Here is a 24,108-nt window from a genome sequence, read left to right on the forward strand (position 1 = left end):
CGGCGAATCGATCAGCTCGCGGGGAAGGCTGCGGTGACGTCCGTGGCGCTCAGGAGGCGTACCTTCGTTGCGTCCAGGGCTGCCGGGTGCAGGGCGTAGGTCTCGCTGCCGGGGGCGAGGGCGATGTCGCCGCGGAGCAGGTAGGCCAGCTCGGGGTGGGGCTGGTCGTTGGCTGGGTCGGTGTCGGGGGTGCCCAGGCGTGCGGCGAAGGCGTAGGTGTCCTCCAGGGTGCGGCGGTGGTAGGTGCTGGTGGTGGCGTCGGCGTGGCGGACGATCACGGTCCGTGCGCGGCCGGCGGCCTGCCAGGTGGCGAGTTCGCCGAGGCCGACCCGCGCTCCGGATGTGTAGAGGTCCGTCAGGGCGCTGCCGAGCACGCCGAGTTCGCTCACGTGCCGGGCGACGCTGTGGTTGGTGCCGGTCACCCCGTGGACCACGTCGAGCCAGCGCAGGGTGCGCGCGTAGACGTCGACGATCAGCGGCACGGCGGCCCGGGCCCGGCTGGTCAGGTCGAAGCGCTGCTCCACGGATCGCGGATCGAAGACGGGACCCTCCTGGCCAGGTCGGTCACGGACCATGACGCCGGCGAAGGCCTCGGCCAGCTCCTCGAACGGGACGCTGTTGTAGGAGAACGCGATCGCCATCACGTACCGCACGCCCGCGTCGGCGAGGCCTTCCAGGTTCAGGTCGACGAACTCGGTGGCGCCCTGCGGCGCCGGCGCGGAGGTGAGGTCACCCGAGTGGACGGCTGCGCTGCCGGCGAAGCGCAGCGACGTGTAGTCGCAGCGTCCGACCTCCACCCAGTCGTCGTTGAACATGGCCAGCGACAGGTCCAGGTCGGTGCGTCCCGACTCGGCGGACTCCATCCAGTGCAGGAACAGACGCAGCGTCAGGCTGTCCGGGAGCGTGATCTCGCTGCCCCGTGGCAGGGTGACCAGGGCGCGCGACGCGGTCCGTTCGGCGAACGGTGCGACGACGCCGGCCAGTTCGGCGTCGATGAGGGCCGTGTCGACGGCGGGCGCGAGTTCGGCCCGTCGCAGGGCCTCGCGGGTCAGCACCTCGGTGACCTGCGCCACCAGGTCCGCAGCCAGCGGTCGGCGGGTCTCGTCCAGGTAGTGCACCCGGGTCGCGCCGCCCTTGGGGAACACCACCCGGCCGTTCCCCTTCCGGGCCCGGGTGCGCACCGCGCCCAGCGTCGAGAACAGCACGGCGGGCGCCACCCTGGGCGCGGCGACCCGCAGCGCCGCGATCACCGCGCCGTGCTGGGTGTCGTCCGCCGTGCGCAGCAGGTGGTCCAGGCGGCGCAGCAGTTCGCCCGGCCGCTGGGCGAGCAGGGCCAGCGCCGTTGCTACGTCGTCGGCCGCCAGCGCGGTCTCGACCTGGGAGCCCCAGTTGGAGACGTGGACGGTGGACTCGCGCAGGGTCGCGTGCGAGGAGCGGTCCGCGGTCGCGCGCAGGCCGAGTCCGAGGGCGTCGCCGCCGACGCGGGTACGGCGCAGTGCGGCGAAGGCCAGGGCGGCGTCGGGGTGACGGTCGGCGCTCTCGAACGGGTGCAGGAGTTCGGCGGCATGCAGCCAGGCACGGCGGTGGCGGCCCATGTCCTGGACGGCCTGGGCCGGCTCCAGCGCGTCCAGCGCCGCGAGCAGAGTGCGGCGGACCGGTCGCGGCAGCGACCGGAACCTCGGGATCTCCACCAGCCCGGCGTCGCCACCGGAACGGACGGCCAACAGCCGCAGCACGTCGGTCGCGGTGTCGATCCGTGCCACGATCGCGGGCAGCGTCGTGGGGTAGCCGGCCGGGTCCTCCAGGAGCCAGGCCAGGACCCGTGCCTTGGTCTCCCGGGCCGCGATCACCTCCGGGAGCCAGCGCAGGTCGTTGCGGTCACGCGTCGTCAGGAGCGTGGTGAGGTCGTCGGTGTCCTGCGGGCTGAGGGCGCCGGGGCGCGCCAGCAGCGTGGCGATCTCTCGGCCGGCGTCCTCGGACCGGTCCGCGGGCGGTCCGCCGTGGGCGAGGATCCGCAGGCGTGCCGGCAGCGCCCGGTTCGGGTCCGCAGCGGAGCGCACCCGGGCCGGCTGCAGGAAGGGATCGTCCGCGTCGATGCGGCGGTGGCAGATCGGGCAGGCGGAGAAGTCGGCGCCGTCGAAGCAGGAACGGCACACCAGGTGCGCGCACGGCGACACCGCGTGGACGGTCCCGTACTCACCGCACAGCACGCACGGGGTCTCCGGGTCCTGGAGGAGGTAGGACAGCACCCGGTCGACATAGAACCTGAAGGTGTCGTGCGGTGTGCTCGCGGGGAACTCGCGGAACAGCGGCGTGTGCGGGCGGTCGGAGCCGAGGGCCCGATGGAGGTCGGCGAGCAGTGCGCTGCCGGTCCGCTGCAGTTCCTCGCGGTCCAGCCGTCCCAGGGCGTCGCGCAGGGGCGCGGACAGCAGGTACCCCAGGTCCAGCAGATCGGCCTCCAGCAGCGCCACCCCCGCTGCCGAGTCGATCCCGGCAGCCGCCTGCGACACCGGGACGTACACGGCGCCGCGCCGTGCGAGCAGCACCGCGTCCAGGCTGCGCCGCTCGGCGGTGCCGACCACGGACGTCGCGGTGGTGCTGCTCATGACGGTCCTCCCCCATCCGGCTTCCGGGGCCGGGTACGACGTCGCGCCAGCCTCGTGCGGAGACTGGCGCGACCGAATGCTGTGGCGGGGCGGAGAGTGCGCGCACTGGATCATTTTCAGTGAGTGAGAAGGAAGCACACGCGAGAGCCGCCCTGCGATCGCGAACCTACCAGGGGCACAGCCTCGGCTGCGAGCGGATTGTCCTGCGGCAGCGCGCAGCATGACGACGCGACAGCGCGGCGACTGTCACCGCGTCAGGAGACGTCGGGGGTGCTGATGTCGATGCGCCGCAGGGACGGCAGGAGCAGGGGCAGCAGCATGGCCGTCACCGTCAGGGCTCCGCCGGTGACGGCCACCGGTGCGGTGCCGAAGGCCGTGGCGAGGATCGGGACGGACAGCTGGCCCACCGGGATCGAGGCGAACGACCCGAACTCGTCGTAGGCGCCGACCCGGGAGCTGAGCCGTTCCGGGATGTGGATGTGCCAGACCGTGGACCAGGCGACGGTGAAGAACTCGGCGGCCACCCCGGCCGCGAAGGCCGCCGCCGCCAGCCAGAGGGTGCTCGCGTGCAGGCCGAGGAGGATCATCGGAACGCCGGCCAGCGTCATCAGGGACAGGGCCGGCCCCATCGGCCGACGGACCGTCAGCTTCACCATCGCCGTGGTGGCCAGCAGTGCTCCGGCGCCGCGGGCGCTGAGCACCAGGCCCCAGCCGTCGGCCCCGATCGTGTGGACCGCTATCGCCGGGCCGAGGATGTTCCAGACGCCCATGTTGACGGTGTTGAAGACGGCGAAGGCCAGCGTCACCGACCAGATCCACGGCCGGGAGCTGAAGTAGTGCCAGCCCTGTCGCAGCTCGCCGAGCATGGACGGGTCGCCGTCGGTGCGCGGCGGCCGGTCGGGCAGCGACATCCGGGCGAAGCAGACCGCCGCCAGCAGGAACGACCCCGCGTCCGCCGCGATCGCCCAGCCGCCTCCGACGGAGACGGTCAGCAGGCCGGCGGCGATCGGCCCGAGCAGTTTGGAGATGTTCCTGGCCGAGGCCAGCAGGGAGTTGGCCTGCTGGATGCCCCGGCCGCTGGCCAGTTGCGGGACGATGCCGCGCATCGTCGGGGTGGTCAGCGCCTGGAAGACCCCGTTGCAGGCGCTCAGCGGCAGCAACAGTGCGGGAGGCTGGTGGGTGATCAGGACGGCGGCCACCCCGGCCTGGCTGATCCCGCAGCCCAGGCTGGTGAGCCGCAGCACGGTGTCGCGCCGGTAGCGGTCGGCGATGCCGCCTCCCAGCAGCATCGTCGCGATCATCGGGACCGTGGCGGCGGCGAGCACCGCGGACAGCCAGGCGGCGCTGCCGGTGGCCTCCAGGACACCGAAGGCCAGTGCGACGGGCGCCATGGCGCTGCCGGCATTGGTGATCGACCAGCCGGTGAAGTACCACCGGAAGGCGGGCGATCGCAGCGGCCGTTCGGACGCGAGTCGGGTGCTGGATACCGGCGTCGGCGCGTCTGTCTCAGGCACGAGGGGCGATGCTTCCAGTGGATACGGGATTCATCAAGCGATTTCGGCGCAGCCCGGACCCCGTGAGCACAATGCACAGAACCCTTGGAAAAGAGCTCAATGGCGACTTAAACACGAAACATGGAGGTCATCTGCCGGTCGCTCTAGCTTCAGAGTCCTCAACGGCGAGGACGAACGGAGAGAGATGTGACGGCGGCTCACAGTGGCCAGACCTTGGACGCGGGGGCGGACCCGGGCGGCGGGCGAGCGGGACGCGCCAGCGCCCGTATTGAACTGTCGGGGGTGACCCGGCGCTTCACCTCCCCCACCGGCAAGGTGTTCACCGCCCTTCGAGACGTGAACTTCACGGTCGAGCCCGGCCAGTTCTGCGCGGTCGTCGGACCGACCGGCTGCGGCAAGTCGACGACCCTGGGCATGGTGGCGGGCTTGGACCGGCCCAGCGCCGGATCGGTGCGCGTCGGCGGCGCCGAGGTGGACGGGATCACCGAGGGCGTCAGTTTCATGTTCCAGCAGGACGCCCTGCTGCCCTGGAAGACGGTGCTCGCCAATGTGGCGCTCGGCCCGGTCTTCCGGGGGGTCGGCAAGAAGCAGGCACAGGCCAGTGCCAGGGACTGGCTGGGCCGGGTGGGCCTGCGCGGTTTCGAGGACCACCACCCGCACCAGCTCTCCGGCGGTATGCGCAAGCGCGTCGCGATGGCCGCCGCGCTGATCAACGAGCCGTCGATCCTGCTGATGGACGAGCCGTTCGGGGCGCTGGACGTGCAGACCAAGGCGATCATGTCCAACGAGCTGCTCGGCCTGTGGGAGGAGCTGAAGCCGTCGGTCCTGTTCATCACCCACGACCTGGAGGAAGCCGTCGCGCTCTCCGACCGGGTGGTCGTGATGACTTCGGGCCCCGGAACGATCAAGGGTGTCTACGACATCGACCTGCCGCGCCCGCGCGGCGCGGTGCAGGAGATCCGCTTCGAGCCCCGCTTCCTCGAACTCCACCACCAGATCTGGGAGTCGCTCAAGGACGAGGTGCAGCGGGCCTACGCGGACACCGGCGGCACTTCAGGCACCGCAGGCGTCGACGGCGCCTCGGGTTCCTCGGGTTCCTCGGGCCGGTCGAAGCCGGCGGGAGAGCGCTGATGGCCATCACGTCCCAGTCGAAGGAGCGTCAGATGCAGACCCCCGACCAGATCCGGTCCGCCCTCCAGTCCGAGATCGCCGCCGACGAGGCCACCGTGACGGCCAGGGCGCTGCGCCAGGCCCGCAAGCGCAAGCTGCAGGTCAACGCCGGCCGGGCACTGCTGGGTGTCCTGGTGGTCGGCGGCTGGCAGCTCTTCGCGCAGTGGAAGATCATCGACCCGTTCTTCTTCGGCGAACCATCCGGCATCGTCAAGCAGTTGGTGGACTGGTTCCAGCACGGCACCTCGTTCGGCTCCATCTGGTCGCAGATCGGCGTCACCATGGAGGAGGCCCTGCTCGGCTTCGTCTACGGCGTCCTGGGCGGCGTGGTGCTGGGCGTCCTGCTGGGCCAGGTGCGCTTCCTGGCCGATGTCATCGGGCCCTACATCAAGATCGTCAATGCCGTCCCGCGCATCGTGCTCGGCTCGATCTTCTTCGTCTGGCTCGGCCTGGGCACCCCCGCGAAGGTGCTGCTGGCCTCCGTCCTGGTGTTCTTCGTCGTCTTCTTCAACGCGTTCCAGGGCGTGCGCGAGGTCGACCGGGTCTTCGTCAACAACGCCCGGGTCCTGGGCGCCTCCCGGCTGCAGATCACCCGCCATGTGGTGCTGCCCTCGGCGCTGACCTGGATCACCGCGAGCCTGCACGTCGCCTTCGGCTTCGCCGTGATCGGCGCGATCGTCGGCGAGTTCCTGGGCGCCCAGCAGGGCCTGGGCCTGGTCATCTCCGACGCCCAGAACCACTTCAACCCCAACGGTGTGTTCGCGGCCATGGTGATCATCGCCGTCATCGCACTCACCGCCGAGAGCGGGATCAGCTTCCTGGAGAAGAAGCTGCTCGCCTGGCGCCCGCCGTCCTCGACCGAGGTCGCCGGCATCTGAGCCGGCCGGATCCCGGTCCGAGGCCCGTCCCACCCCGAGCAACCCCACCCCGCACAGTCCCCCCACCCCGCACAGCCCCCCACCCCGTACAAGGGAGTACGCGCCATGCTCAGCACCAGATTCACCCGGAAGTCCCGCCGCACCCTGGCCCTCGCCTCAGCCGCCGGTCTGCTCACCACCCTCGGGCTCACCGCCTGCGGCTCCTCCAGCAGCGGCTCCTCCGCCTCCAGCGGCGGGGGCGGCAGCCTGCCGAAGGTCACCATGATGGTCGGCGGCATCGACAAGCAGATCTACCTGCCGTACGAGCTGGCCCAGCAGCTCGGCTTCTACAAGAAGTACGGCGTCAACATGCAGCTCAGCACCGAGACCAACGGCGGTGTCGGCGCCGAGGACGCGATGGCGTCCGGTCAGGTCGACATGGCCGGGGCCTGGTACATCCACACCTTCGACTTCCAGGCCAAGGGCAAGGACGTGGTCAACCTCGCCCAGCTCAGCGGCGCCCCCGGCGAGCGGGTGATGTGCTCCAAGAACTCGGGCGTCACCACCCCCTCGGACTTCAAGGGCAAGAGCATCGGCGTCACCGACCTCGGCTCCGGCACCGACGACCTGATCCAGCAGCTCGCCGCCCACTACAACCTCTCCACCAGCCAGTTCCACCGGATCGGCGTGGGCGACGGCTCCACCCTGCTGGCCGCCCTGAAGCAGAACCGGGTCGCCTGCGCCATCACCACCCAGCCCACGGTCAGCGCCATCGAGAAGTCCGGCGCCGGGACCTCGGTGCTGGACCTGTCCAGCACGGCGGGCGCGACCCAGTGGCTGGGCGGCACCTGGCCGGCCGCCGGCGTACTCACCCTGAACAGCTGGGTCCAGTCGCACCAGGACACCGCGCAGAAGGTGGTCGACGCCCTGGTCGCGACGATGCACTGGATCAACACGCACACCGCCGCGCAGATCGCCGACGCCCTGCCCGCTTCGTACACCAACAACGGCCTCATCACCAAGGCCGACTACATCGCCGCGCTGGCCCAGGACAAGGGCCAGTTCCTGCCGGACGGGATGATGCCCGCCAACGGCCCGACGACCGTCCAGGCCACCGCGAAGATCTCCGGGGTCGACGTCAGCAAGGTCAAGATCAGCGGCACCTACACCAACCAGTACGTCCTCGCGGCGAACAAGCTGGAGGGCTTCACCGTCAGCGGCGGCTGACCCGCCATACCGCCGGCGGCGGACCCGGTCCTGGACAGCCCGGGTCCGCCGCCGGCCCCGCGCCTTGCCCCGGGACTGGGCAAATCCCCCTTGACCAGCGACAATCGCCCCACGAGTGCGGCAAGGACGCCGCTTCGAGAGCTGAGCGGTGAGAGACGATGTTCCCAAGGAGACCACGGACGGGCCAGGGCCGAAGGCTCTCCACCCGGATCCTGGCCAGTCAGGTGGCCATCCTGGCGGTGACCAGCGTGATCGGGTTCGTGCTGTTCGCCTGGGTGCAGCGCGGCCAGCTGGACAACGAGTACGAGCAGCGCGCGATGTCCATCGCCCAGGTGGCCGCCGCCGACCCGCAGATCGTCCAGGGCATGGTCGCCCCGGGCGACCGGGCGCTGGTGCAGCCGGCCGCCGAACGCATCGCCGAGGCCGCCGTCGCGTCCTACGTGGTCGTGGTCGACCTGAACGGGGTCCGCTACTCCCATCCGCATCCCGACCTCATCGGGCAGCGGATCTCCGAGCCGCTGGTGGTGCTCGACGGCCAGCCGCACGGCGGCATCGACCAGGGCGTCACCGGCCGGTCGGCCAACGGCAAGGCGCCGCTGCGGGACCCGTCCGGGAAGGTGATCGGCGAGGTCTCCGTCGGGATCACGGAGAGCAAGGTGGCCGGCCAGCTCTGGCACGAGCTGCCCACCTTCGCGCTGTACGCCGGCATCGCCCTGTGCCTGGGCTGCGCCGCCTCGTACGCGCTGGCCCGGCGGCTGAAGCGGTCCACCTTCGGGCTGGAGCTTGAGGAGATCGCCGGACTGCTGACGGACCGTGAGGCGATGCTGCACGGGATCAGGGAGGGCGTGATCGCCTTCGACCCGGCCGGCCGGATCACCGTGGTCAACGACGAGGCCCGCAGGCTGCTGCCGTTCGACGCGGCGCTGGGCCTGCGGCCCGAGGACGTCCTGCCCGAGGGGCGTCTGCGCGACGCCCTCGACGGCACCCTCACCGGCCACGACCTGACCGTGCTCACCGACCGGTACTGCCTGGTCGTCAACCGGATGCCGGTGGGCCTGCACGGACGCGAACTGGGTGCCGTGGTCACCGTCCGGGACCGCACCGAGATGGTCGGGCTGCTGCGCGAACTGGACTCGGTGCGCGGGCTCACCGACGCCCTGCGCGCCCAGCAGCACGAGTTCGCCAACCGCATGCACATCCTGGCCGGGCTCCTGGACCTGGGCGAACACGACGCCGCCTTCGAGTACGCGGTGGAGTCGGCCGGGGTCGAACCCGCGCTCACCGAGTCGGTCCGGCAGCGGATCGGCAACCCGCTGATGGTCGGGCTGATCGTGGCGAAGTCCACCGTCGCCGCCGAACGCGGGGTGCGGATCACCCTGACCGAGGAGTCCCGGCTCGGCGAGCAGCCCGCTCACCTGCACGGACTGCTCACCATCGTCGGCAACCTGCTGGACAACGCCGTGGACGCCGCCGTGTCCGGGACCACGACCGGGGCGGCGCAGGCCGAGGTACGGCTGTCGCTGCTGGAGACGGGCACCGCGGTCACCGTCCAGGTCGCCGACTCGGGCCCGGGCGTGCCCGACGACGCCATGGAGTCGATCTTCCAGGACGGCTGGTCGACCCGGCCGGACCGGGGCACCGCCCGGCGCGGACTCGGGCTGGCCCTGGTGCACCGGCTGGTGCGGCACCGCGGCGGCACCATCACGGTGAGCAGCGGTGCGGGTGCGGTGTTCACCGTGACGCTCCCGCTGTCGGACACCGCCCCGGCCGACGGCGACCGGCCCGGCCAAGCCGCCCCGTTCGAACTCGCAACCTCAGGAGGCGATCGCTGGTGATCAGCGTTCTGGTCGTGGACGACGACTTCCGTGTCGGCGCCATCCACGCGCGCTACGTGGCGCGCACCGAGGGGTTCACCGTCGTCGGCGAGGCGTCGACGGTCCGTGGCGCGGTGCAGGCCGCTCGCGAACTGCAGCCGGACCTGCTGCTCCTGGACGTCTACCTGCCCGACGGCAGCGGCCTGGACGTGCTGCACCAGCTCGCCGCGGACGCGGCCGGGACCGGGACCGGGACCGGACCCGACGCGATAGTGATCACCGGGGCACGGGAGCTGGCCACCGTCCGTTCGGCGATGAAGCTCGGCGCGGTCGGCTATCTGGTCAAGCCCTTCGGCTTCGCCGCGTTCAGCGAGCGGCTGGCTGCCTTCCGGGAACTGCACCAGCGCGTCCAGTCCCGGGGCCCGAGCGCCCAGACCGATCAGGCCGAGGTCGACGCCCTGTTCAACGCCGCGCGTCCCACCCCCGCGCCGCAGGCCCTGGCGAAGGGGCTCTCCGCGCCCACCCTGGCGCTGGTCCGCGAAGCGGTGCGCGAACGCGACCTGTCGGCCGCGGAAGTCGCCGAGATCACCGGGGTCTCCCGGCCCACCGCCCAGCGCTACCTCTCCTACCTGGTCCGCGACGGCCTGGCCCGGCTGGAACTGCGCTACGGCTCCGCCGGCCGACCCGAGCACCGCTACCGCGCGGCGACCTGACTGTCCCTCGGCCGGAACCCGGAAAAGGGTTTGGGCACGACGGCCGGCGGTTGGTAACGTGCACGCGACCGTGAAGCAGACCTCTGGAGGTGAGACCCGTGAACGCTGTGTCCCATGGGTGCTCCCCTTGTCCTTCATGGTCGGGCGGTTGACGTAGGTGTCGCCGGGAGCGCCTGAACGCAAGGCTCCCCTGAGAGGCAGACACCTATGAACCCTCTGCATTCCACCGCAGCAACCAACGAGCACCCGGTGGTGGTCACCCGGGTCGCGGAACGCCAGTGGCACGCCCTGGACGACGACCAGGTCGTGGGGCGCGGCCACACCTCACCCCGGCCCGACGGTCGGGTCTTCCTCAGCATCGACGCGTGGCACGGCGCGGTCTTCGACCGCCTCGCCGACGCGATGCTGACCGACCTGCCCAGGCCGCTGCACACCGTGGTCGACGAGGCCGACCTCGACCAGAGGTCGGGCTGGGAGCGGATCGGCTTCCAGGTCCGGCGACGCGAGCGGGAGTACCTCGTCCCCACCGATCCGGAGCTGACCGGGCTGCACGCCGTGCGACCGCCGTCAGGCGTGACCGTCATGCCGCTCGGCGAGGCGGAGGACGGTCCGCTGCGCGCCCTGGACCGTGCCGTCCGCGCGGAGGTCGGGGCCACCGTCGGCTGGGAGACGATGCCGGCGGAGGTGGTTCCGCTCCCGCGCGGGATCACCGTGCTGGACCCGTCCAGGTACGCGGTGGCGGCGCGCGGCGACCGTTACGTGGGCCTGGTCAGGCTGGCGCCGGTACCGCGGCAGCCGAGAATCGGGCTGATCGCGGTCCGGGCCGACCAGCAGCGCCACGGCATCGCCCGGGCACTGCTGGCCGAGGTGCTGGGTTCGCTGCACCGCTCCGGCGTCGCAGCGGCCTCGGCCGAGGTCGACGAGTCCAACAAGGCGGCGACGGCACTGTTCGAGGGCCTCGGCTCCCGGCTCGCCGGCGGCAACCTGGAGCTGGCATGCCGCTGACGCCCCGCCACACCCCCCTGACCGCACGACCGAACGAGGTGGAGCGATGACGAAGACAGCAGAAGGCATCCAGGTCGAGGGCACCGTCATCGAGTGCCTGCGCAACGCCACCTTCACGGTGGAGCTGCAGAACGGGCACAAGGTCCTCGCGCACATCAGCGGGAAGATCCGGAAGAACTACATCAAGATCCTGCCGTACGACCGGGTCCTGGTGGAGCTCAGCCCGTACGACCTCAACCGCGGCCGGATCCTCTTCCGCTACCGCAACTAACGCCGTCGGGCCACCGGCCTGCGGGCCGGTCGGCAGCAGCCGGTCGCAGCCAGGGGTCGGTGGCGGCGACCGGCACGGGGTCCGGCCCTCCGGGTACACAATGGGCGGCATGCTGATCGTCGTCTGCGGCCTGCCGGCCACCGGCAAGACAACCCTGTCCCGGCTCCTCGCCCGTGACCTGACGGCCGTCCATCTTCGGATCGACACCATCGAACAGGCCATCGTGCGCTCGGGCACGGCCGAGCACCCGCTCGGCCCGGTGGGCTACACCGTCGCGCACGCGCTCGCCGCCGACCATCTGCGGCAGGGACTCACCGTGGTCGCCGAGTGCGTCAACCCGCTCGCGGTCACCCGCGACGGCTGGCAGGACCTGGCCGCCGAAGTCCAGGTGCCCTTCGCCGAGGTGGAGGTCGTCTGCTCGGACCCGGCCAAGCACCGCCGCCGCGCGGCCGGACGCACCGTCGACATCCCGGGACTGCCGCTGCCCTCCTGGCAGGAGATCGTCGACCGTCGCTACGACGCCTGGGACCGGGAGCACATCACCGTGGACACCGCGCACCGCACGGTCGAGGACTGCCTGCGGGAGATCCGCGACCGACTCTCCGCCGACGCTGCCCGCCGGCTCCCACGCTGAGGACCAGCCGCCTGCCGACCAGTGTCAGTGAGCTGCGCCCTCCCCTGCCGAAGGCCCACCTGTGTCCAGCAGGCCGAGGTCCCGCAGGCTCTCCGCGGTCTCCACGATCGTGGTCTCGGCCGGGCGCGGGTGCCAGCCGAGTTCGTTGCGGGCCCGGTCGTTGTGGATGATCGGCCGCGGCGGCTCCTCCCCCGGGGCCTCCTCGGTCGGCACGCGTGCGGCCAGCGGGCCCAGCCGTCGCCGCAGGACGTCGGCCACCTCGAGGAAGCTCATCGCCGGGCCGTCCGAGACGGCCAGATAGCGCTTCCCCGCAGCCTCCGGCGCGGCCATCGCACGGATGTGCAGATCCGCCACGTCGCGCACGTCGGCGACACCGAAGCGGGGGGAACGCGGCGTGACCTCCATAGTCCCGTCGAGCATCGCCTTGACCAGGTACGTCGAGGAGCGCAGGTCGCTGGTGAGGCTGGGCCCGAGGATGAACGTCGGGTTGACGACGACCAGTTCGGTGTCACCGCCCTCACGCCCCATCAGGTCCCACGCGGCGCGCTCGGCGACCGCCTTGGAGCGCGGGTAGGGCGCCAGCCCCGGCGTGTCGGGGTCGGTCCAGTCCTCCTCGGTGAACTCGGCACCCGGCTTTGGCGTGTAGCCGATCGCCGCGAACGACGAGGTCAGTACGGTGCGCCGGGCACCCGCGTCGCGGGCGGCACGCAGCACCCGCAGCGCGCCCTCGCGGGCGGGCACGATCAGCTCGTCGGGGTCCTTCGGCTGGGCGACCGGGATGGGCGAGGCGACATGGTGCACCTCCTCGCAGCCCGCCACCGCGGCAGGCCATCCCTGATCGGACATCAGGTCCGCCGCGACGATCTCCAGCCCGGCGTCGTCGGCTCCGCCACGGCGCACCGCGGCGCGCAGCTCGGACTCGCGGGCCGTGGAGCGCACCGTGGTGCGCACCGGCTTCCCGGATCGCAGCAGTGCGGCGATCAGGTGCGTCGCCAGGTAGCCGGATCCTCCGGTGACCAGAACCGGGCTCATCACAGCGCCCCCAAACTTCCGACGGGCAGACTTCCGACGGCCAGACTTCCGGCAGCGTCCATGGCACGTCGCATCGCTGCGGCCTCCGCCTCGGCGTCGCCGCGCTCGCGGGCGTCCCACAGCTCCGCCTTCGCACGCAGGTAGCCGAGTCGCGCATGCTGGGCGACGATCTCGGCCTCGATGCGCTCCGCGTGGCGAAGCAGCAGGTCGCGCTGCTCACCCGCCGCCGTCTGCCGGTGGGCGAGGTTGGCCTGGTAGGTGCGCATCTCCTCGATGCTCAGGCCCACCGCGCGCAGGCACGCCAGCGCCTCCAGCGTGTGCAGGTCCGCTTCGCCGTAGCGGCGGTGCCCGCTCCTCTCGTCGCGATCGATCGGACCGATCAACCCGACGTCCTCGTAGTACCGCAGCGTGGGCTCGCTCAGCCCGCTGCGCCGTGACACATCCTGAATGGTGAAGGTCGGCATGCAGTCAGCGTCACATACCTCAAGCGCTTGAAGGCAAACGCGTCCGACCTCGGGTTTCGTCGCCGGATGGGGCGGCGGGCGCCCCGGGGCCGGATGCGTTCGCGGTGATCCGTTCAGCCGGTCAGCCGGTCAGCCCTTCAGCCGGCGGCCAGGAGCTCCAGGGTCTCGACGACGCGGTTGGAGAAGCCCCACTCGTTGTCGTACCAGGCGACCACCTTGATGTGGCGGCTGTCGACGCGGGTGAGCGCCGAGTCGAAGATCGAGGAGGCCGGGTTGCCGGTGATGTCGGAGGAGACCAGCGGGTCCTCGGAGTACTCCAGGACGCCGGCCAGCGGTCCCTCGGCGGCCGTGCGGTAGGCCGCCAGCACGTCCTCACGGGTCACGTCGCGGGCGACGGTGGTGTTGAGCTCGACGATGGAGCCGACCGGGACCGGCACCCGGATCGAGTCGCCGGACAGCTTGCCCTCCAACTGCGGCAACACCAGCCCGATCGCCTTGGCGGCGCCGGTCGTGGTGGGCACGATGTTGACGGCGGCGGCACGGGCCCGGCGGGCGTCGCGGTGCGGTCCGTCCTGCAGGTTCTGCTCCTGGGTGTAGGCGTGCACGGTGGTCATGAAGCCGTGCTCGATACCGGCGAGCTCGTCGAGCACCGCGGCCAGCGGCGCGAGCGCGTTGGTCGTGCAGGAGGCGTTGGAGACGATCGTGTGCCGGGCCGGGTCGTAGGCGTCGGTGTTCACGCCGAGGGCCAGGGTGACGTCGGCGCCGTCCGAGGGCGCGCTGACCAGTACCTTCCTGGCGCCCGCGTCCAGGTGGGCGCGGGCCGCGGCGGCCGAGGTGAAGCGGCCGGTGGCCTCCAGCACGAGGTCGACGCCGAGCTCGGCCCAGGGCAGCTGAGCCGGCTCGCGCTCGGCGAGCACCTTGATCCGGTGGCCGTCGACGACCAGGGTGTCCCCGTCCACCGTGACCGGGCGTCCGAGCCGGCCAGCGGTGGTGTCGTAGGCGAGCAGCCGCGCCAGGGTGGCGGGCTCGGTGAGGTCGTTGACGGCCACGACCTCCAGCTTGCTGTCGCGTTCCAGCAGGGCACGCAGGACGTTGCGTCCGATGCGGCCGAATCCGTTGACGGCGATACGAGTCATGAGTGGTGTGTCCCTTCCAGTCACCACCAGGTTCGCCTGCGCCGCCGGCCGGTGGCAGGGGCGTGAGTGCCATGGTTCGAAAGGATCTCGCCAAGGCGTCGAAGCTGCGCCGGAGGGCTACTCGCCGCGGGCGAAGGTGCGCCGGTACTCGCTCGGCGTGGTGCCCAGGATCCGCTGGAAGTGCAGCCGCAGATTGGTGCCGGTGCCCAGGCCGACGTCGACGGCGATCTGCTCGACGCTGCGCTCGGAGCGCTCCAGCAGTTCCCGCGCCACGTCGAGGCGGGCCCGCATCACCCACTGCATCGGGGTGTAGCCGGTGTCCTCGACGAAGCGGCGGGAGAAGGTCCGCGGCGACACCGCAGCGTGCCGGGCGAGTATCTCCAGGGTCAGCGGCTCGCCCAGGCGGTGCAGCGCCCACTCGCGGGTGACGGCGAACCGCTCCCCCAGCGGCTCGGGCACGCTGCGCGGCACGTACTGGGCCTGGCCGCCGCTGCGGTAGGGGGCCGCGACCAGGCGTCGGGCGGTGTGGTTGGAGGCGGCCACGCCGAGGTCCCCGCGCAGGATGTGCAGGCACAGGTCGATCCCCGAGGCGGCGCCGGCCGAGGTCAGCACGCTGCCCGCGTCCACGAACAGCACGTTCTCGTCGACCAGGACCCGCGGGTACTTCTCGGCCAGGGCCCGGGTGTAGTGCCAGTGCGTGGTGGCGCGCCTGCCGTCCAGCAGTCCGGCGGCCGCCAGCGCGAAGGCCCCCGTCGAGATGGCGGCCAGCCGCGCTCCGCGGTCGTGGGCGGCCGCCAGTGCGTCCATGACGGCCTGCGGCGGGGTGTCCCGGTCGGGGAAGCGGTAGCCGGGCACGAGGACGAGTTCCGCCCATGCGAGCGCTTCGAGCCCGTGGGCGACGTGGTACGACAGTCCGTCACCACCGGCCACCAGCCCGGGCGCCGCGCCGCAGACCCGCACCTCGTAGGGCATGCTCGCGCGGGTCGAGAAGACCTGCGCGGGGATGCCGACGTCGAGGGGCTTGGCACCGTCGAGGACCAGGACGGCGACGCGGCGCAGGGGCGAGGCGGACACGGGGACAGACTAACCGCGAGCGGATCCGGATCAGCGCAGGCCAGTTGGGTCGCGGTGGGCGTCGGCGCGGTGGCGGCGGGTCACCCGTCCAGGCTGCGGGGCAGGCCGAAGTACGGGGCGGTGGCGGTGTCGAAACGGGTGATCTCCCGGATCCGGTCACCGGCCAGGGCGACGGTTTCGATGCCGGCCAGGTGCAGCCGGCCGGTGGTCCGGTCGCGCCGGTACTCCCCCCAGCCGGGCTGCCGGTTGGCCCGTACCGGCAGCATCCGCGCGATCCCGCGGCGGTGTGCGTCCAGCGCGGAGAAGAAGCGGCGGATCGCGTCGGTGCCGCGGTACTCGAACGGCAGCGGCGGCATCCGCACCCAGGCGTCGTCGGTCATCATGGCGACCAGTGCGTCGACGTCGAGTTCGACGAACGCCTCGACGAAGCGATCCAGCAGTTCGCGCTCGGCGGCGCTGCCGGGCTCCGGTGCGGGCGGTCCGGTGCGGTGGGTGCGGTCCAGGGTGGCGCGGGCCCGTTTGAGGGCGCTGGTGACCGTGTCCTCGGTGACCCCGAGCAGGTCGGCGGCCTCGCGGGCGCGGTAGCCGAGCACATCGCGCAGCAGCAGGGCGGCGCGCTGGTTCGGCGGCAGCAGCTGAACGGCTGTCACGAAGGCCAGCGAGATCGCCTCCCGCGACTCGTAGCGCGCCTCGGGACCGGGGTCGTGGTCGGGCAGGTCGTCCAGCAGCAGGTCCGGAAAGGGCTGCAGCCACAGCACCTCGCCGAGAGCGGAGGGCTCCGGAGGCGGAACGGGCAGCGGTTCGGCGGCCGGTCGCCGTCGGCCTGTCGCGCGCAGCGCGTTCAGGCACCGGTTGGTGGCGATGCGGTACAGCCAGGTCCGTACCGAGGAGCGCCCCTCGAACCCGCCGAGGCCCACCCACGCGGCGAGCAGCGTCTCCTGGAGCACGTCCTCGGCGTCCTGCAGCGAGCCGAGCATGCGGTAGCAGTGCACGTGCAGCTCACGGCGGTGCGGCCGCACCAGTTCGGCGAACGCGTCGCGGTCGCCCGTGCGCGCTCGCGCCAGCAGTTCGGTCGAGGCCGGCATGGGGTCCTCCGTTGTCCGTGGTCGTCCGTCTTCATGGTCTCTTCCGGTACTGACACCGGCGGTCCGCGGAACTGGTCGCCGCCGGGTGACCAGAAAGCGGGGCCGGGTGTGTCTGCCCCATCGACAACTGTTCGACTTCGACCGTGGAGTGACCCATGTCGACCCTGCCCACCCTGACCGACCGCACGATCCTGATCACCGGCGCCAACCGCGGCATCGGCCGCGCGCTGCTCGACGAGGCGCTGCAGCGCGGCGCGCGGCGCGTCTACGCGGCGTCCCGGACGCCGTTCGCCCACCCCGACGAGCGGGTGGTCCCGCTGCTGCTCGACGTCACCGACGCCGGACAGATCCAGGCGGCCGCCGAGCGGGTGGACGCGCTGGACGTCCTGGTCAACAACGCCGGCCTGGCCCGCTCCGACGACCTGACGGACCGGGGCGTGGTCGAGGAGCACCTGGCCGTCAACCTGTTCGGGCCGCTGACACTGACCCAGGCCTTCCGCCCCGCGCTGGTCCGTTCCGGCGGGGCGGTGGTCAATGTGCTCTCGCTGGCCTCGCTGGCGTCGCTGCCGTTCATCCCGGCGTACTCCGCCTCGAAGGCTGCGGCGCTGTCGATGACGCAGTCGCTGCGGGCGATGCTCGCTCCGGAGGGCGTCCGGGTGCACGCGGTGCTGACCGGGCCGGTCGACACCGAGATGTCGCGCGACCTGGACGTGCCCAAGGCCGCACCGGCGGCGGTCGCGGCGGCGATCCTGGACGGGGTCGCGGCGGGCCGGGAGGAGATCTTCCCTGACCCGATGTCAGGGGTGCTGGCCGCGGGCTGGGACGGGGACGCCGTCAAGACCCTGGAGCGGGCCAACGCTCCCTTGATCGCCGCGATCGCCGCGATGGGCTGACCGTCGCGATCGCTGCCTGCCGCACGGCAGCGGGACGACGTCAGGGGCGCCACCGCTGCGGTGGCGCCCCTGACGTCGTGTCAGTCGAGGCCGACCGGCCCCGATGCGGTGAGTTGGTAGCTGCTGTGGGTGAGGTCGGGTTCCAAGGCGAGGTCCGCGATGGTCCGGCCGATCTGGTCCGGGGTGGGCACCGGGCCGAGCCGCTGGACGAACTCGGCCTCGGTGACACCGGCCCGGGCCGCGTAGCCGGCGACTCCGGCGTCGCCGACCCGGGCGCCGGGGGTCATCGGCGGCAGTACCGACAGGAACCGGAGCCCGAGACCGGCCCGCTGGGACTCCTCGGCCGCGTAGGAGGCGAGGAACCGGATGGTGGCCTTGGCCCCGGCGTAGCCGCCGCTGACCGGCGACCCGCGCAGGGCCGCCCCGCTGGAGACCGCGAGCACCGTGCTGCCCGGCGGCAGCGGCGCGGTCAGCGCCAGCCGGGTCCAGTGGAACGCGTGCTGGACGTCGACCTGCCAGTGCAGGCTGAAGTCCTCCCAGGTGTACTCCTGGACCGGGCGGGCGTACGGGACGGCTCCGGCGTTGAGCACCAGGAGGTGCGGGGTGTACCGGGTCAGCAGCTGTTCGGCGATGGCCGGGTCGGTGGCGTCGGCGACGAACGGGACGAAGGAGTCGCCGAGTTCTGCGTGGACCTTCTCCAGGTCGGTGCGGTCGCGGGCGACCCCGACGACCTGCATGCCCGCCCGGCTCAGTGCGATGGCGGTGGCGCGGCCGAAGCCACGGCCGGCGCCGGTGACGATCGCGGTCCGGGTCGGCCCTGTCGTCGGGGTGGGTTCGGTGGGACGCATGGGTGCCGTCTCCTTGCCTTGGGAGCGGAGGGAGGTGCTGTACTGCACGGAACTGCACGGATCAAACATTCAACCTGTTGGTTAAACATAGTCGCCGCGCTAACATTCAGCAATATGGTTGAACGTGTCTCCACCCCGCTGGACCTGACCTACATGGCGCTGGCCGATCCCACCCGCCGGGCGATCCTGCAACGGCTGCGCAGCGCCGAGGCCCGGGTCACCGAGATCGCCGAACCGCTGCCGATGTCCCTGGCCGCCGTCTCCAAGCACATCGTCGTGCTGGAGCGCGCGGGCCTGGTCCGGCGCGAGGTCCGCGGCCGGGACCACTACCTGAGCGCCGACCCGCAGCCGCTGACCGAGGCCGAGAAGTGGATCAGCGACTACACCGGCTTCTGGGAGCGGCGCGCCGACGCCCTGGCCGACCACCTGGAACAGCACCTCCACAAAGGGCCCACGCCGTGAACGAGTCGGTGGTCAGGGTGACCCGCACCCTCAAGGCCAGCCCCGAGCAGGTCTTCGACGCCTGGACCGACGCCGAGCGGCTCCAGCAGTGGCTCTGCCCCGACCCGGGCTTCGTCGCCGAGGCCAGCTGCGATCCCGTGGTCGGCGGGCGCTACCGCATCGTCAAGATCCTGGCCAGCGGCGCCGACGAGGTCACCGGCGAGTACCTCGTGGTCGATCCCCCGCACCGGCTGGTCTTCACCTGGGCCGCCGACACCACCGCCAACCACACCACCCAGGTCACCGTCACCCTGCGTCCGGACGGGGACGCCACCGAGATGACCATCCTCCACGAGCGCATCCCCACCCGGCCGATCCAGGACGGCGCCCGGCTCGCCTGGGCCAGCATCTGCGACCGGCTCGCCGCCCTGCTCGCGCAGAGCTGACCGCCGTCGCGGTGGAGCTACCCGAGGTCGCGCCGAACCATGACCGCGCGCCGCGCCGCCCGAGCAGCGGGGCGGAAATCCGATCGCGGGCAACGGACCGGCCCCCTACGCTCGCCATCATGGCGACCACGGGCAGGACCTCCGACGCCGACCGGGCCGACGGCGCACTGCCGATCCGGCCGGAACGCGAAAGCGACCATGCGGCCGTGCGCGCCCTGCACCTGTCGGCCTTCGCGGGTGACGGCCGGGTGCCGGACCTGGTGGACGTGCTGCGCGTCGCCCCGGCTCCGCTGGAGCCGATGTCGTTCGTGGCCGTGGACGGCACCGAGGTGGTCGGGCACACCATGCTGACGCACAGCCGGCTCGACGCCCCGGAGCGCATCGTGGACGTCCTGGTGCTGTCACCGCTGGGTGTGCTCCCCCGGTACCAGAACCGGGGCGTCGGCACCCGGCTCATCCGGCATGCGCTGGCGGCGGCTGACGCTCGCCAGACGCCGCTGGTCTTCCTCGAAGGCTCGCCCGACTACTACGCGGCCCGGGGGTTCGAACGCGCCGACCGGATCGGCTTCCGCTCCCCGTCGCTGCGGATCCCGGCCCCCGCCTTCCAGGTCGCCCGGCTGACGGCGTACCAGCCCTGGATGACCGGCACCCTCGTCTACGCCGACGCCTTCTGGGCGCTGGACTGCGTAGGGCTGCGGTAGGACCGCGCGGTACCGCGCCGTCCGGCTGAGACGGTGGCCACAGCCGCTGATAACGACACTGACACGATCGGCCCGTACGGTCGCACCCGCCGACGTTCCGGCCGGACCGTGCCACTACCTTATGTGTGCACATCAAAAATCTCGGCTGCGTCGGGCGCACCAGCACCGGTGCCAGTGACCTGGAGGCCGTCCGAAACATCCATGACCACTACCCCCCGACTGGCCCTCGTGCTCCTGGCCGCCGACTCCAAGGCCGAGATCCTGCTCCGCGGCGAGATCGACGCGGACGGTCTCCCCGAACTGCACCTCGCCGTCATGCAGGTGCTGACCAGCCCTGGCGTGCAGCGCATCGAGGTCGACGTCGCGCTCACCACGTTCTGCGACTCCGCCGGGATCTCCGGCCTCCTCAGAGCGCACCTGGCCGCCCGGGAGCGCGAGGTTCCGCTGCACCTGGTCCGCGTCCCTGCCTACCTGGCCCGGCTGCTCGAAGTGACCGGCCTGACCACGCTGCTGCGGGGCGAGTCGCGCTGACGGGAGAGCGCTGCCGGTGGCGTACGGTGTGCGCGAGGCAAGCGAGCAGCGTTCGCCACTGAACAGGCATGGCAGACGCAACAGACGGAGCAGACGGAGCAGACGATGAAGGCAGCCCGTTTCAGCCGGTTCGGAGGCCCCGAGGTCCTGGAGATCGTGGATCTCCCCGATCCACATCCGGGTCCCGGCCAGGTCCGGATCGCGGTGCGCGCGGCCGGCGTCAACGCGAGCGACTGGAAGAAGCGCCAGGGCCTGATGGACGAGGAGCTTCCGCAGACCATGGGCTACGAGGCGGCGGGCGTCGTCGACGAGCTCGGCGCCGGTGTCACGGACGTGGCCGTCGGCGATCGCGTGTTCGGCTTCTCCACCGAGGGCGCCGCCCAGGCCGAGCTGGCAGTGCTGTCCCACTACGCGCCGATCCCGCCGTCGCTCGACTTCCCGGCCGCTGCCGCGCTGCCGGCCGCCGTCGAGACGGCCACCCGCGCGCTGGACCAGCTCGGTGTCGCCGGCGGCAGCCGACTGCTCGTCAACGGCGCCTCCGGAAGCGTCGGCAGCGCCGCGGTCCAGCTCGCCGTGGCCCGCGGTGCGCGCGTGATCGGCACTGCCAGTCCGGCCAACCACGCGTACCTGCGCTCGCTGGGCGCCGAACCGGTCGCCTACGGCGAGGGCATGGCCGAGCGCCTTCGCGCCCTCGAACCCGAGGGCGTCGACCTCGCGCTCGACGTCGCCGGAAGCGGCGTCCTGCCCGAGCTCATCGAGCTCGCGGGCGGCCCGGAGCAGGTGCTGACGGTCGCCGACTTCGCAGGCGCGCAGAAGTACGGCGTGCGCTTCAGCCGCGGGGACGCCGGCCGCGCGCTGCACGCACTCGCCGGGATCGGCGAGCTGACCGAGGCCGGACGCTTCTCGCTCCCGGTCGCGCGGACCTTCCCGCTCGCCGAGGTCGCCGAGGCGCACCGCGTCGGCGAGACCGGCCGGGTACGCGGGAAGCTCGTGCTGGTGGTCGGCTGACGCCCGAGCAGCCGCTCAGGCGCCCGCTGCGTCACCGGCCAGGAAGTCGCCGACCACGGAGCAGAAGGCCTCCGGCCGCTCCACCCAGGGCAGGTGCCCCGCACCGTCGAGCAGCGTCCGCGAGACCCGCGGAAGTGCCTGCTCCAGCGAGTCGAGGGCCCAGTCGGGTCGGATGTCCTCGGCTCCGTGCACGATCAGCACCGGCAGGTCCAGCTTCTCGCAGGCGGCCCGCAGTTCCGGTGTTCCCAGGGTGCGCTTGACGTCGGTGTTGACGGTCGCGTTGCAGTCGAGGTTCACCCCGAACCAGGGCGTGGCCGCAGCCTCGGACAGCTCCAACGCCCGCTCCCGGTCGGCATAGTCCGCTGAGCACTGCAGTACGCACCACTCCCGCCCCTCGGCCTCGGTGCGCTCGCGGCCGTCCAGCGCCTCCCAGCGCTCCAGGTGCGTCCCGAGGTTGGCCCGCAAGTTCTGCTGGTAGGTCGACCGCCAGGTGTCGCGGCTGTCGATTCCGGTGCCGGAGAGGTAGACCAGGCTGCTCACCCGCTCGGGATGGTCCAGCGCGTACTGCAGGGCCAGGTGGCTGCCGTAGGAATGGCCCAGCAGTGTCATCCGGTACAGCCCGAAGTGGCGCCGGACGGCCTCCAGATCGGCCACCGACCGGGCGACCGAGTACGGCCCGCAGCGTTGCGACCGCCCGCACCCGCGCTGGTCCCAGCGGTGGACGGCGGCCCGGTCCGCCAGCAGCTCGGCCAGGTCATCCAGGAAGTCCCACAGTCCGGGGCCGCCGTGGCAGAACACCACAGGAACACCCTCGCCGCTCCGGGTCGCGCAGAGCCGGACTCCGTCCTCGGTCAGCACCGTCTCGTCCACGCCACCCATCCGGCTGAGTCTGGTTCGGCGTGCGGCTGACGGCAAGAGGCGGATGGGAGATGGTGTGGAAGATGGGTGCGGGTCTGTCGATCCGGGCCGGGGCCGATCGTATAGAGGGTGAGAGGTCGGCGGACGCCGACCGGACGGTCCAGGAGGACATCATGAAGCAGTACCTGCTCAGCGTCGTGCAGCCGACCGGACAGGAGCGCCCGGCGCCCGAGGTGCTCGCGGAGATCAACCGGAATCTGGAGGTCTTCCACCAGGAACTGCGGGCCGCCGGGGCGTGGGTGTTCGCCGGCGGGCTGCACGCCCCCAGCACCGCCACCATGGTTCGGGTGAAGGACGGGGACGTGCTGATGACCGACGGCCCGTTCGCCGAGGGCAAGGAGTACCTCGGCGGGCTGTGCATCGTCACCGCGCCCGATCTGGACGCTGCGCTGGAGTGGGGCAGCAAGGCCGCCCGGGCGACCACGCTGCCGATCGAGGTGCGGCCGTTCATGGGTGACGTGCCGGCCTGATGACCGACCTGCTGGGCCCGACCGCCGCCGACGTCGAAGATGTCTTCCGACGCGAGTACGGCCGGTCGATCGCCGTCCTGGTCCGTGCCTTCGGCGACATCGACATCGCCGAGGACGCGGTCCAGGACGCCTTCACCACGGCGCTGGACCGCTGGGCGGCGACGGGGGTGCCGCCGAGCCCGGCCGGATGGATCATCACCACCGCACGCAACCGCGCGATCGACCGCCTGCGCCGGGAAGCCTCCCGCCAGGACCGGCACGCGCAGGCCGCCCAGCTGTACGCCCGTGACGAACCGGCCGAGGAGGGTCCCGTGCGCGACGACCGACTACGGCTGATCTTCACCTGCTGCCACCCCTCGCTGGCCACCGAGGCCCGGATCGCGCTGACGCTCCGTCTGCTGGGCGGCCTCACCACCGCGGAGATCGCACGCGCCTTCCTGGTGCCCGAGCCGACCATGGCCCAGCGGCTGGTCCGGGCCAAGGGCAAGATCCGCGATGCCGGGATCCCCTACCGGATCCCCTACGAGGCCGACCTGCCCGGGCGCCTGGGCGCCGTGCTCGCCGTCATCTACCTGATCTTCAACGAAGGCTACGCGGCGGGCTCGGGCGAGCAGCTGCTCCGCGAGGACCTCGTCGCGGAGGCGGTCCGCCTGGGGCGGCTCCTGGTCGAGCTGATGCCCGACGAACCCGAGGCCTTGGGGCTGCTGGCGCTCATGCTGCTCGCCCACGCACGCACGGCCGCCCGCACCGGTCCCGACGGCGAACTGGTACCGCTCGGCGACCAGGACCGCACGCTGTGGGACCAGGATCTCGTCGCCGAGGGCCAGGCCCTCGTCCGGCGCTGCCTGCGCCGCAACCGGCCGGGCCCCTATCAGATCCAGGCGGCCATCAACGCTGTGCACAGCGACGCCCGGACCGCAGCCGCCACCGACTGGGGCCAGATCCTGCGGCTGTACGACCAGTTGACGGTGGTCGCGCCGAGCCCGATCGTGGCCCTGAACCGAGCGGTCGCGGTCGCCGAGGTGGACGGGCCGCAGCAGGCGCTCGCCCTGGTCGACGACCTCGCCCCCGGCCTGGACGGTTACCACGTGCTCCACGCCGTCCGCGCCGACCTGCTCCGTCGCCTGGGCCGAAGCTCCGAGGCGGCGCAGGCCTACGACCGTGCCATCGCCCGCACCGGGAACACGGCCGAGCGAACCTTCCTCAAGCGCCGCCGCCAAGCACTCACTCCGACCTGACGACGCGACACC

25 protein-coding genes are annotated in these 24,108 nt (G+C 72.0%); 16 read left to right on the top strand and 9 right to left on the bottom strand.

Features of this window, described 5'->3' with window-relative positions:
• Positions 1 to 11: 11 nt before the first annotated feature.
• Both ABUW04_RS00610 and ABUW04_RS00615 read right to left on the bottom strand, forming a co-directional pair.
• Positions 12 to 2,606 carry an MXAN_6230/SCO0854 family RING domain-containing protein gene (locus tag ABUW04_RS00610; RefSeq protein WP_380561596.1) on the bottom strand — a complete coding sequence of 865 codons (2,595 nt, stop codon included), beginning with the start codon at positions 2,604 to 2,606 and terminating at the stop codon, positions 12 to 14.
• Between the two features lie 254 nt (positions 2,607 to 2,860).
• Positions 2,861 to 4,120: an MFS transporter gene (locus ABUW04_RS00615; protein WP_380561598.1), complete on the bottom strand. Its 1,260-nt coding sequence runs from the start codon at positions 4,118 to 4,120 to the stop codon at positions 2,861 to 2,863.
• Positions 4,121 to 4,333: 213 nt separating this feature from the next.
• Between ABUW04_RS00615 and ABUW04_RS00620 the strand changes: the two genes are divergently transcribed.
• The 8 genes from ABUW04_RS00620 to ABUW04_RS00655 all read left to right on the top strand — a co-directional run bounded on the left by ABUW04_RS00620 (position 4,334) and on the right by ABUW04_RS00655 (position 11,811).
• On the top strand, positions 4,334 to 5,251 hold the full coding sequence (locus tag ABUW04_RS00620; protein ID WP_380563399.1) for an ABC transporter ATP-binding protein: 918 nt from the start codon (positions 4,334 to 4,336) through the stop codon (positions 5,249 to 5,251).
• A complete protein-coding gene (locus ABUW04_RS00625; protein WP_380561601.1) occupies positions 5,251 to 6,168 on the top strand; it encodes an ABC transporter permease in 918 nt (305 codons plus the stop codon). The genes ABUW04_RS00620 and ABUW04_RS00625 overlap by 1 nt, the downstream gene beginning before the upstream one ends.
• Positions 6,169 to 6,273: 105 nt before the next feature.
• Positions 6,274 to 7,374 (top strand): ABC transporter substrate-binding protein, encoded by a 1,101-nt coding sequence (locus tag ABUW04_RS00630; RefSeq protein ID WP_030252635.1) that lies wholly within the window; start codon positions 6,274 to 6,276, stop codon positions 7,372 to 7,374.
• Between the two features lie 158 nt (positions 7,375 to 7,532).
• Positions 7,533 to 9,209: an ATP-binding protein gene (locus ABUW04_RS00635; protein WP_380561603.1), complete on the top strand. Its 1,677-nt coding sequence runs from the start codon at positions 7,533 to 7,535 to the stop codon at positions 9,207 to 9,209.
• Positions 9,206 to 9,901, top strand: a complete 696-nt coding sequence (locus tag ABUW04_RS00640; RefSeq protein WP_380561605.1) for a response regulator — start codon at positions 9,206 to 9,208, stop codon at positions 9,899 to 9,901. Before ABUW04_RS00635 ends, ABUW04_RS00640 begins: the two co-directional genes overlap by 4 nt.
• 207 nt (positions 9,902 to 10,108) lie before the next feature.
• Positions 10,109 to 10,906 (top strand): GNAT family N-acetyltransferase, encoded by a 798-nt coding sequence (locus tag ABUW04_RS00645; protein WP_380561607.1) that lies wholly within the window; start codon positions 10,109 to 10,111, stop codon positions 10,904 to 10,906.
• Between the two features lie 46 nt (positions 10,907 to 10,952).
• Positions 10,953 to 11,177, top strand: a complete 225-nt coding sequence (gene infA / locus ABUW04_RS00650; RefSeq protein ID WP_030252641.1) for a translation initiation factor IF-1 — start codon at positions 10,953 to 10,955, stop codon at positions 11,175 to 11,177.
• Positions 11,178 to 11,286: 109 nt separating this feature from the next.
• Positions 11,287 to 11,811 carry an AAA family ATPase gene (locus ABUW04_RS00655; protein ID WP_380561609.1) on the top strand — a complete coding sequence of 175 codons (525 nt, stop codon included), beginning with the start codon at positions 11,287 to 11,289 and terminating at the stop codon, positions 11,809 to 11,811.
• A gap of 24 nt (positions 11,812 to 11,835) precedes the next feature.
• Here ABUW04_RS00655 and ABUW04_RS00660 read toward each other — a convergent pair whose 3' ends face one another.
• From ABUW04_RS00660 to ABUW04_RS00680, 5 genes are all read right to left on the bottom strand, one after another.
• Positions 11,836 to 12,843 (bottom strand): NAD-dependent epimerase/dehydratase family protein, encoded by a 1,008-nt coding sequence (locus ABUW04_RS00660; protein WP_380561611.1) that lies wholly within the window; start codon positions 12,841 to 12,843, stop codon positions 11,836 to 11,838.
• The gene (locus ABUW04_RS00665) at positions 12,843 to 13,307 is read right to left on the bottom strand and encodes a MerR family transcriptional regulator (protein ID WP_380561613.1); all 465 of its coding nucleotides are present in this window, start codon (positions 13,305 to 13,307) and stop codon (positions 12,843 to 12,845) included. Before ABUW04_RS00665 ends, ABUW04_RS00660 begins: the two co-directional genes overlap by 1 nt.
• 137 nt (positions 13,308 to 13,444) lie before the next feature.
• Positions 13,445 to 14,443: a type I glyceraldehyde-3-phosphate dehydrogenase gene (gene gap, locus ABUW04_RS00670; protein ID WP_380561615.1), complete on the bottom strand. Its 999-nt coding sequence runs from the start codon at positions 14,441 to 14,443 to the stop codon at positions 13,445 to 13,447.
• A gap of 117 nt (positions 14,444 to 14,560) precedes the next feature.
• Positions 14,561 to 15,517 (bottom strand): GlxA family transcriptional regulator, encoded by a 957-nt coding sequence (locus ABUW04_RS00675; RefSeq protein ID WP_380561617.1) that lies wholly within the window; start codon positions 15,515 to 15,517, stop codon positions 14,561 to 14,563.
• An 80-nt stretch (positions 15,518 to 15,597) separates the two neighbouring features.
• Positions 15,598 to 16,602, bottom strand: coding sequence for an RNA polymerase subunit sigma-70 (locus tag ABUW04_RS00680; protein ID WP_380561619.1), 1,005 nt, complete (start codon positions 16,600 to 16,602; stop codon positions 15,598 to 15,600).
• 155 nt (positions 16,603 to 16,757) lie between these two features.
• Between ABUW04_RS00680 and ABUW04_RS00685 the strand changes: the two genes are divergently transcribed.
• Complete coding sequence (locus ABUW04_RS00685; protein ID WP_380561621.1) at positions 16,758 to 17,495, top strand: SDR family NAD(P)-dependent oxidoreductase; 738 nt, start codon at positions 16,758 to 16,760, stop codon at positions 17,493 to 17,495.
• Positions 17,496 to 17,575: 80 nt separating this feature from the next.
• On the opposite strand, the gene ABUW04_RS00690 is transcribed toward ABUW04_RS00685, so the two are convergent.
• Complete coding sequence (locus tag ABUW04_RS00690) at positions 17,576 to 18,343, bottom strand: SDR family oxidoreductase (RefSeq protein ID WP_380561623.1); 768 nt, start codon at positions 18,341 to 18,343, stop codon at positions 17,576 to 17,578.
• 114 nt (positions 18,344 to 18,457) lie between these two features.
• On the opposite strand from ABUW04_RS00690, the gene ABUW04_RS00695 reads away from it, so the two are divergent.
• The 5 genes from ABUW04_RS00695 to ABUW04_RS00715 all read left to right on the top strand — a co-directional run bounded on the left by ABUW04_RS00695 (position 18,458) and on the right by ABUW04_RS00715 (position 21,470).
• Positions 18,458 to 18,805 (top strand): ArsR/SmtB family transcription factor, encoded by a 348-nt coding sequence (locus ABUW04_RS00695; protein ID WP_380561625.1) that lies wholly within the window; start codon positions 18,458 to 18,460, stop codon positions 18,803 to 18,805.
• Entirely contained in the window at positions 18,802 to 19,230 is a 429-nt protein-coding gene (locus ABUW04_RS00700; protein ID WP_380561627.1) for an SRPBCC family protein, read from the top strand. The genes ABUW04_RS00695 and ABUW04_RS00700 overlap by 4 nt, the downstream gene beginning before the upstream one ends.
• A 119-nt stretch (positions 19,231 to 19,349) precedes the next feature.
• Positions 19,350 to 19,931 carry a GNAT family N-acetyltransferase gene (locus tag ABUW04_RS00705; protein ID WP_380561630.1) on the top strand — a complete coding sequence of 194 codons (582 nt, stop codon included), beginning with the start codon at positions 19,350 to 19,352 and terminating at the stop codon, positions 19,929 to 19,931.
• A 201-nt stretch (positions 19,932 to 20,132) separates the two neighbouring features.
• Positions 20,133 to 20,462, top strand: coding sequence for an STAS domain-containing protein (locus tag ABUW04_RS00710; protein WP_051725148.1), 330 nt, complete (start codon positions 20,133 to 20,135; stop codon positions 20,460 to 20,462).
• Positions 20,463 to 20,567: 105 nt separating this feature from the next.
• The gene (locus ABUW04_RS00715) at positions 20,568 to 21,470 is read left to right on the top strand and encodes an NADP-dependent oxidoreductase (protein WP_380561631.1); all 903 of its coding nucleotides are present in this window, start codon (positions 20,568 to 20,570) and stop codon (positions 21,468 to 21,470) included.
• 15 nt (positions 21,471 to 21,485) lie between these two features.
• Here ABUW04_RS00715 and ABUW04_RS00720 read toward each other — a convergent pair whose 3' ends face one another.
• The gene (locus ABUW04_RS00720) at positions 21,486 to 22,349 is read right to left on the bottom strand and encodes an alpha/beta fold hydrolase (RefSeq protein WP_380561633.1); all 864 of its coding nucleotides are present in this window, start codon (positions 22,347 to 22,349) and stop codon (positions 21,486 to 21,488) included.
• Positions 22,350 to 22,501: 152 nt separating this feature from the next.
• Between ABUW04_RS00720 and ABUW04_RS00725 the strand changes: the two genes are divergently transcribed.
• Together ABUW04_RS00725 and ABUW04_RS00730 are read left to right on the top strand one after the other, a co-directional pair.
• On the top strand, positions 22,502 to 22,858 hold the full coding sequence (locus ABUW04_RS00725) for a YciI family protein (protein ID WP_030252670.1): 357 nt from the start codon (positions 22,502 to 22,504) through the stop codon (positions 22,856 to 22,858).
• Positions 22,858 to 24,096 (top strand): RNA polymerase sigma factor, encoded by a 1,239-nt coding sequence (locus tag ABUW04_RS00730; protein WP_380561635.1) that lies wholly within the window; start codon positions 22,858 to 22,860, stop codon positions 24,094 to 24,096. Before ABUW04_RS00725 ends, ABUW04_RS00730 begins: the two co-directional genes overlap by 1 nt.
• Positions 24,097 to 24,108 lie beyond the last annotated feature (12 nt).

It is taken from the genome of Streptacidiphilus jeojiensis (assembly GCF_042510965.1).
In the GTDB taxonomy this organism is placed as follows: Bacteria; Actinomycetota; Actinomycetes; order Streptomycetales; family Streptomycetaceae; genus Streptacidiphilus; species Streptacidiphilus jeojiensis.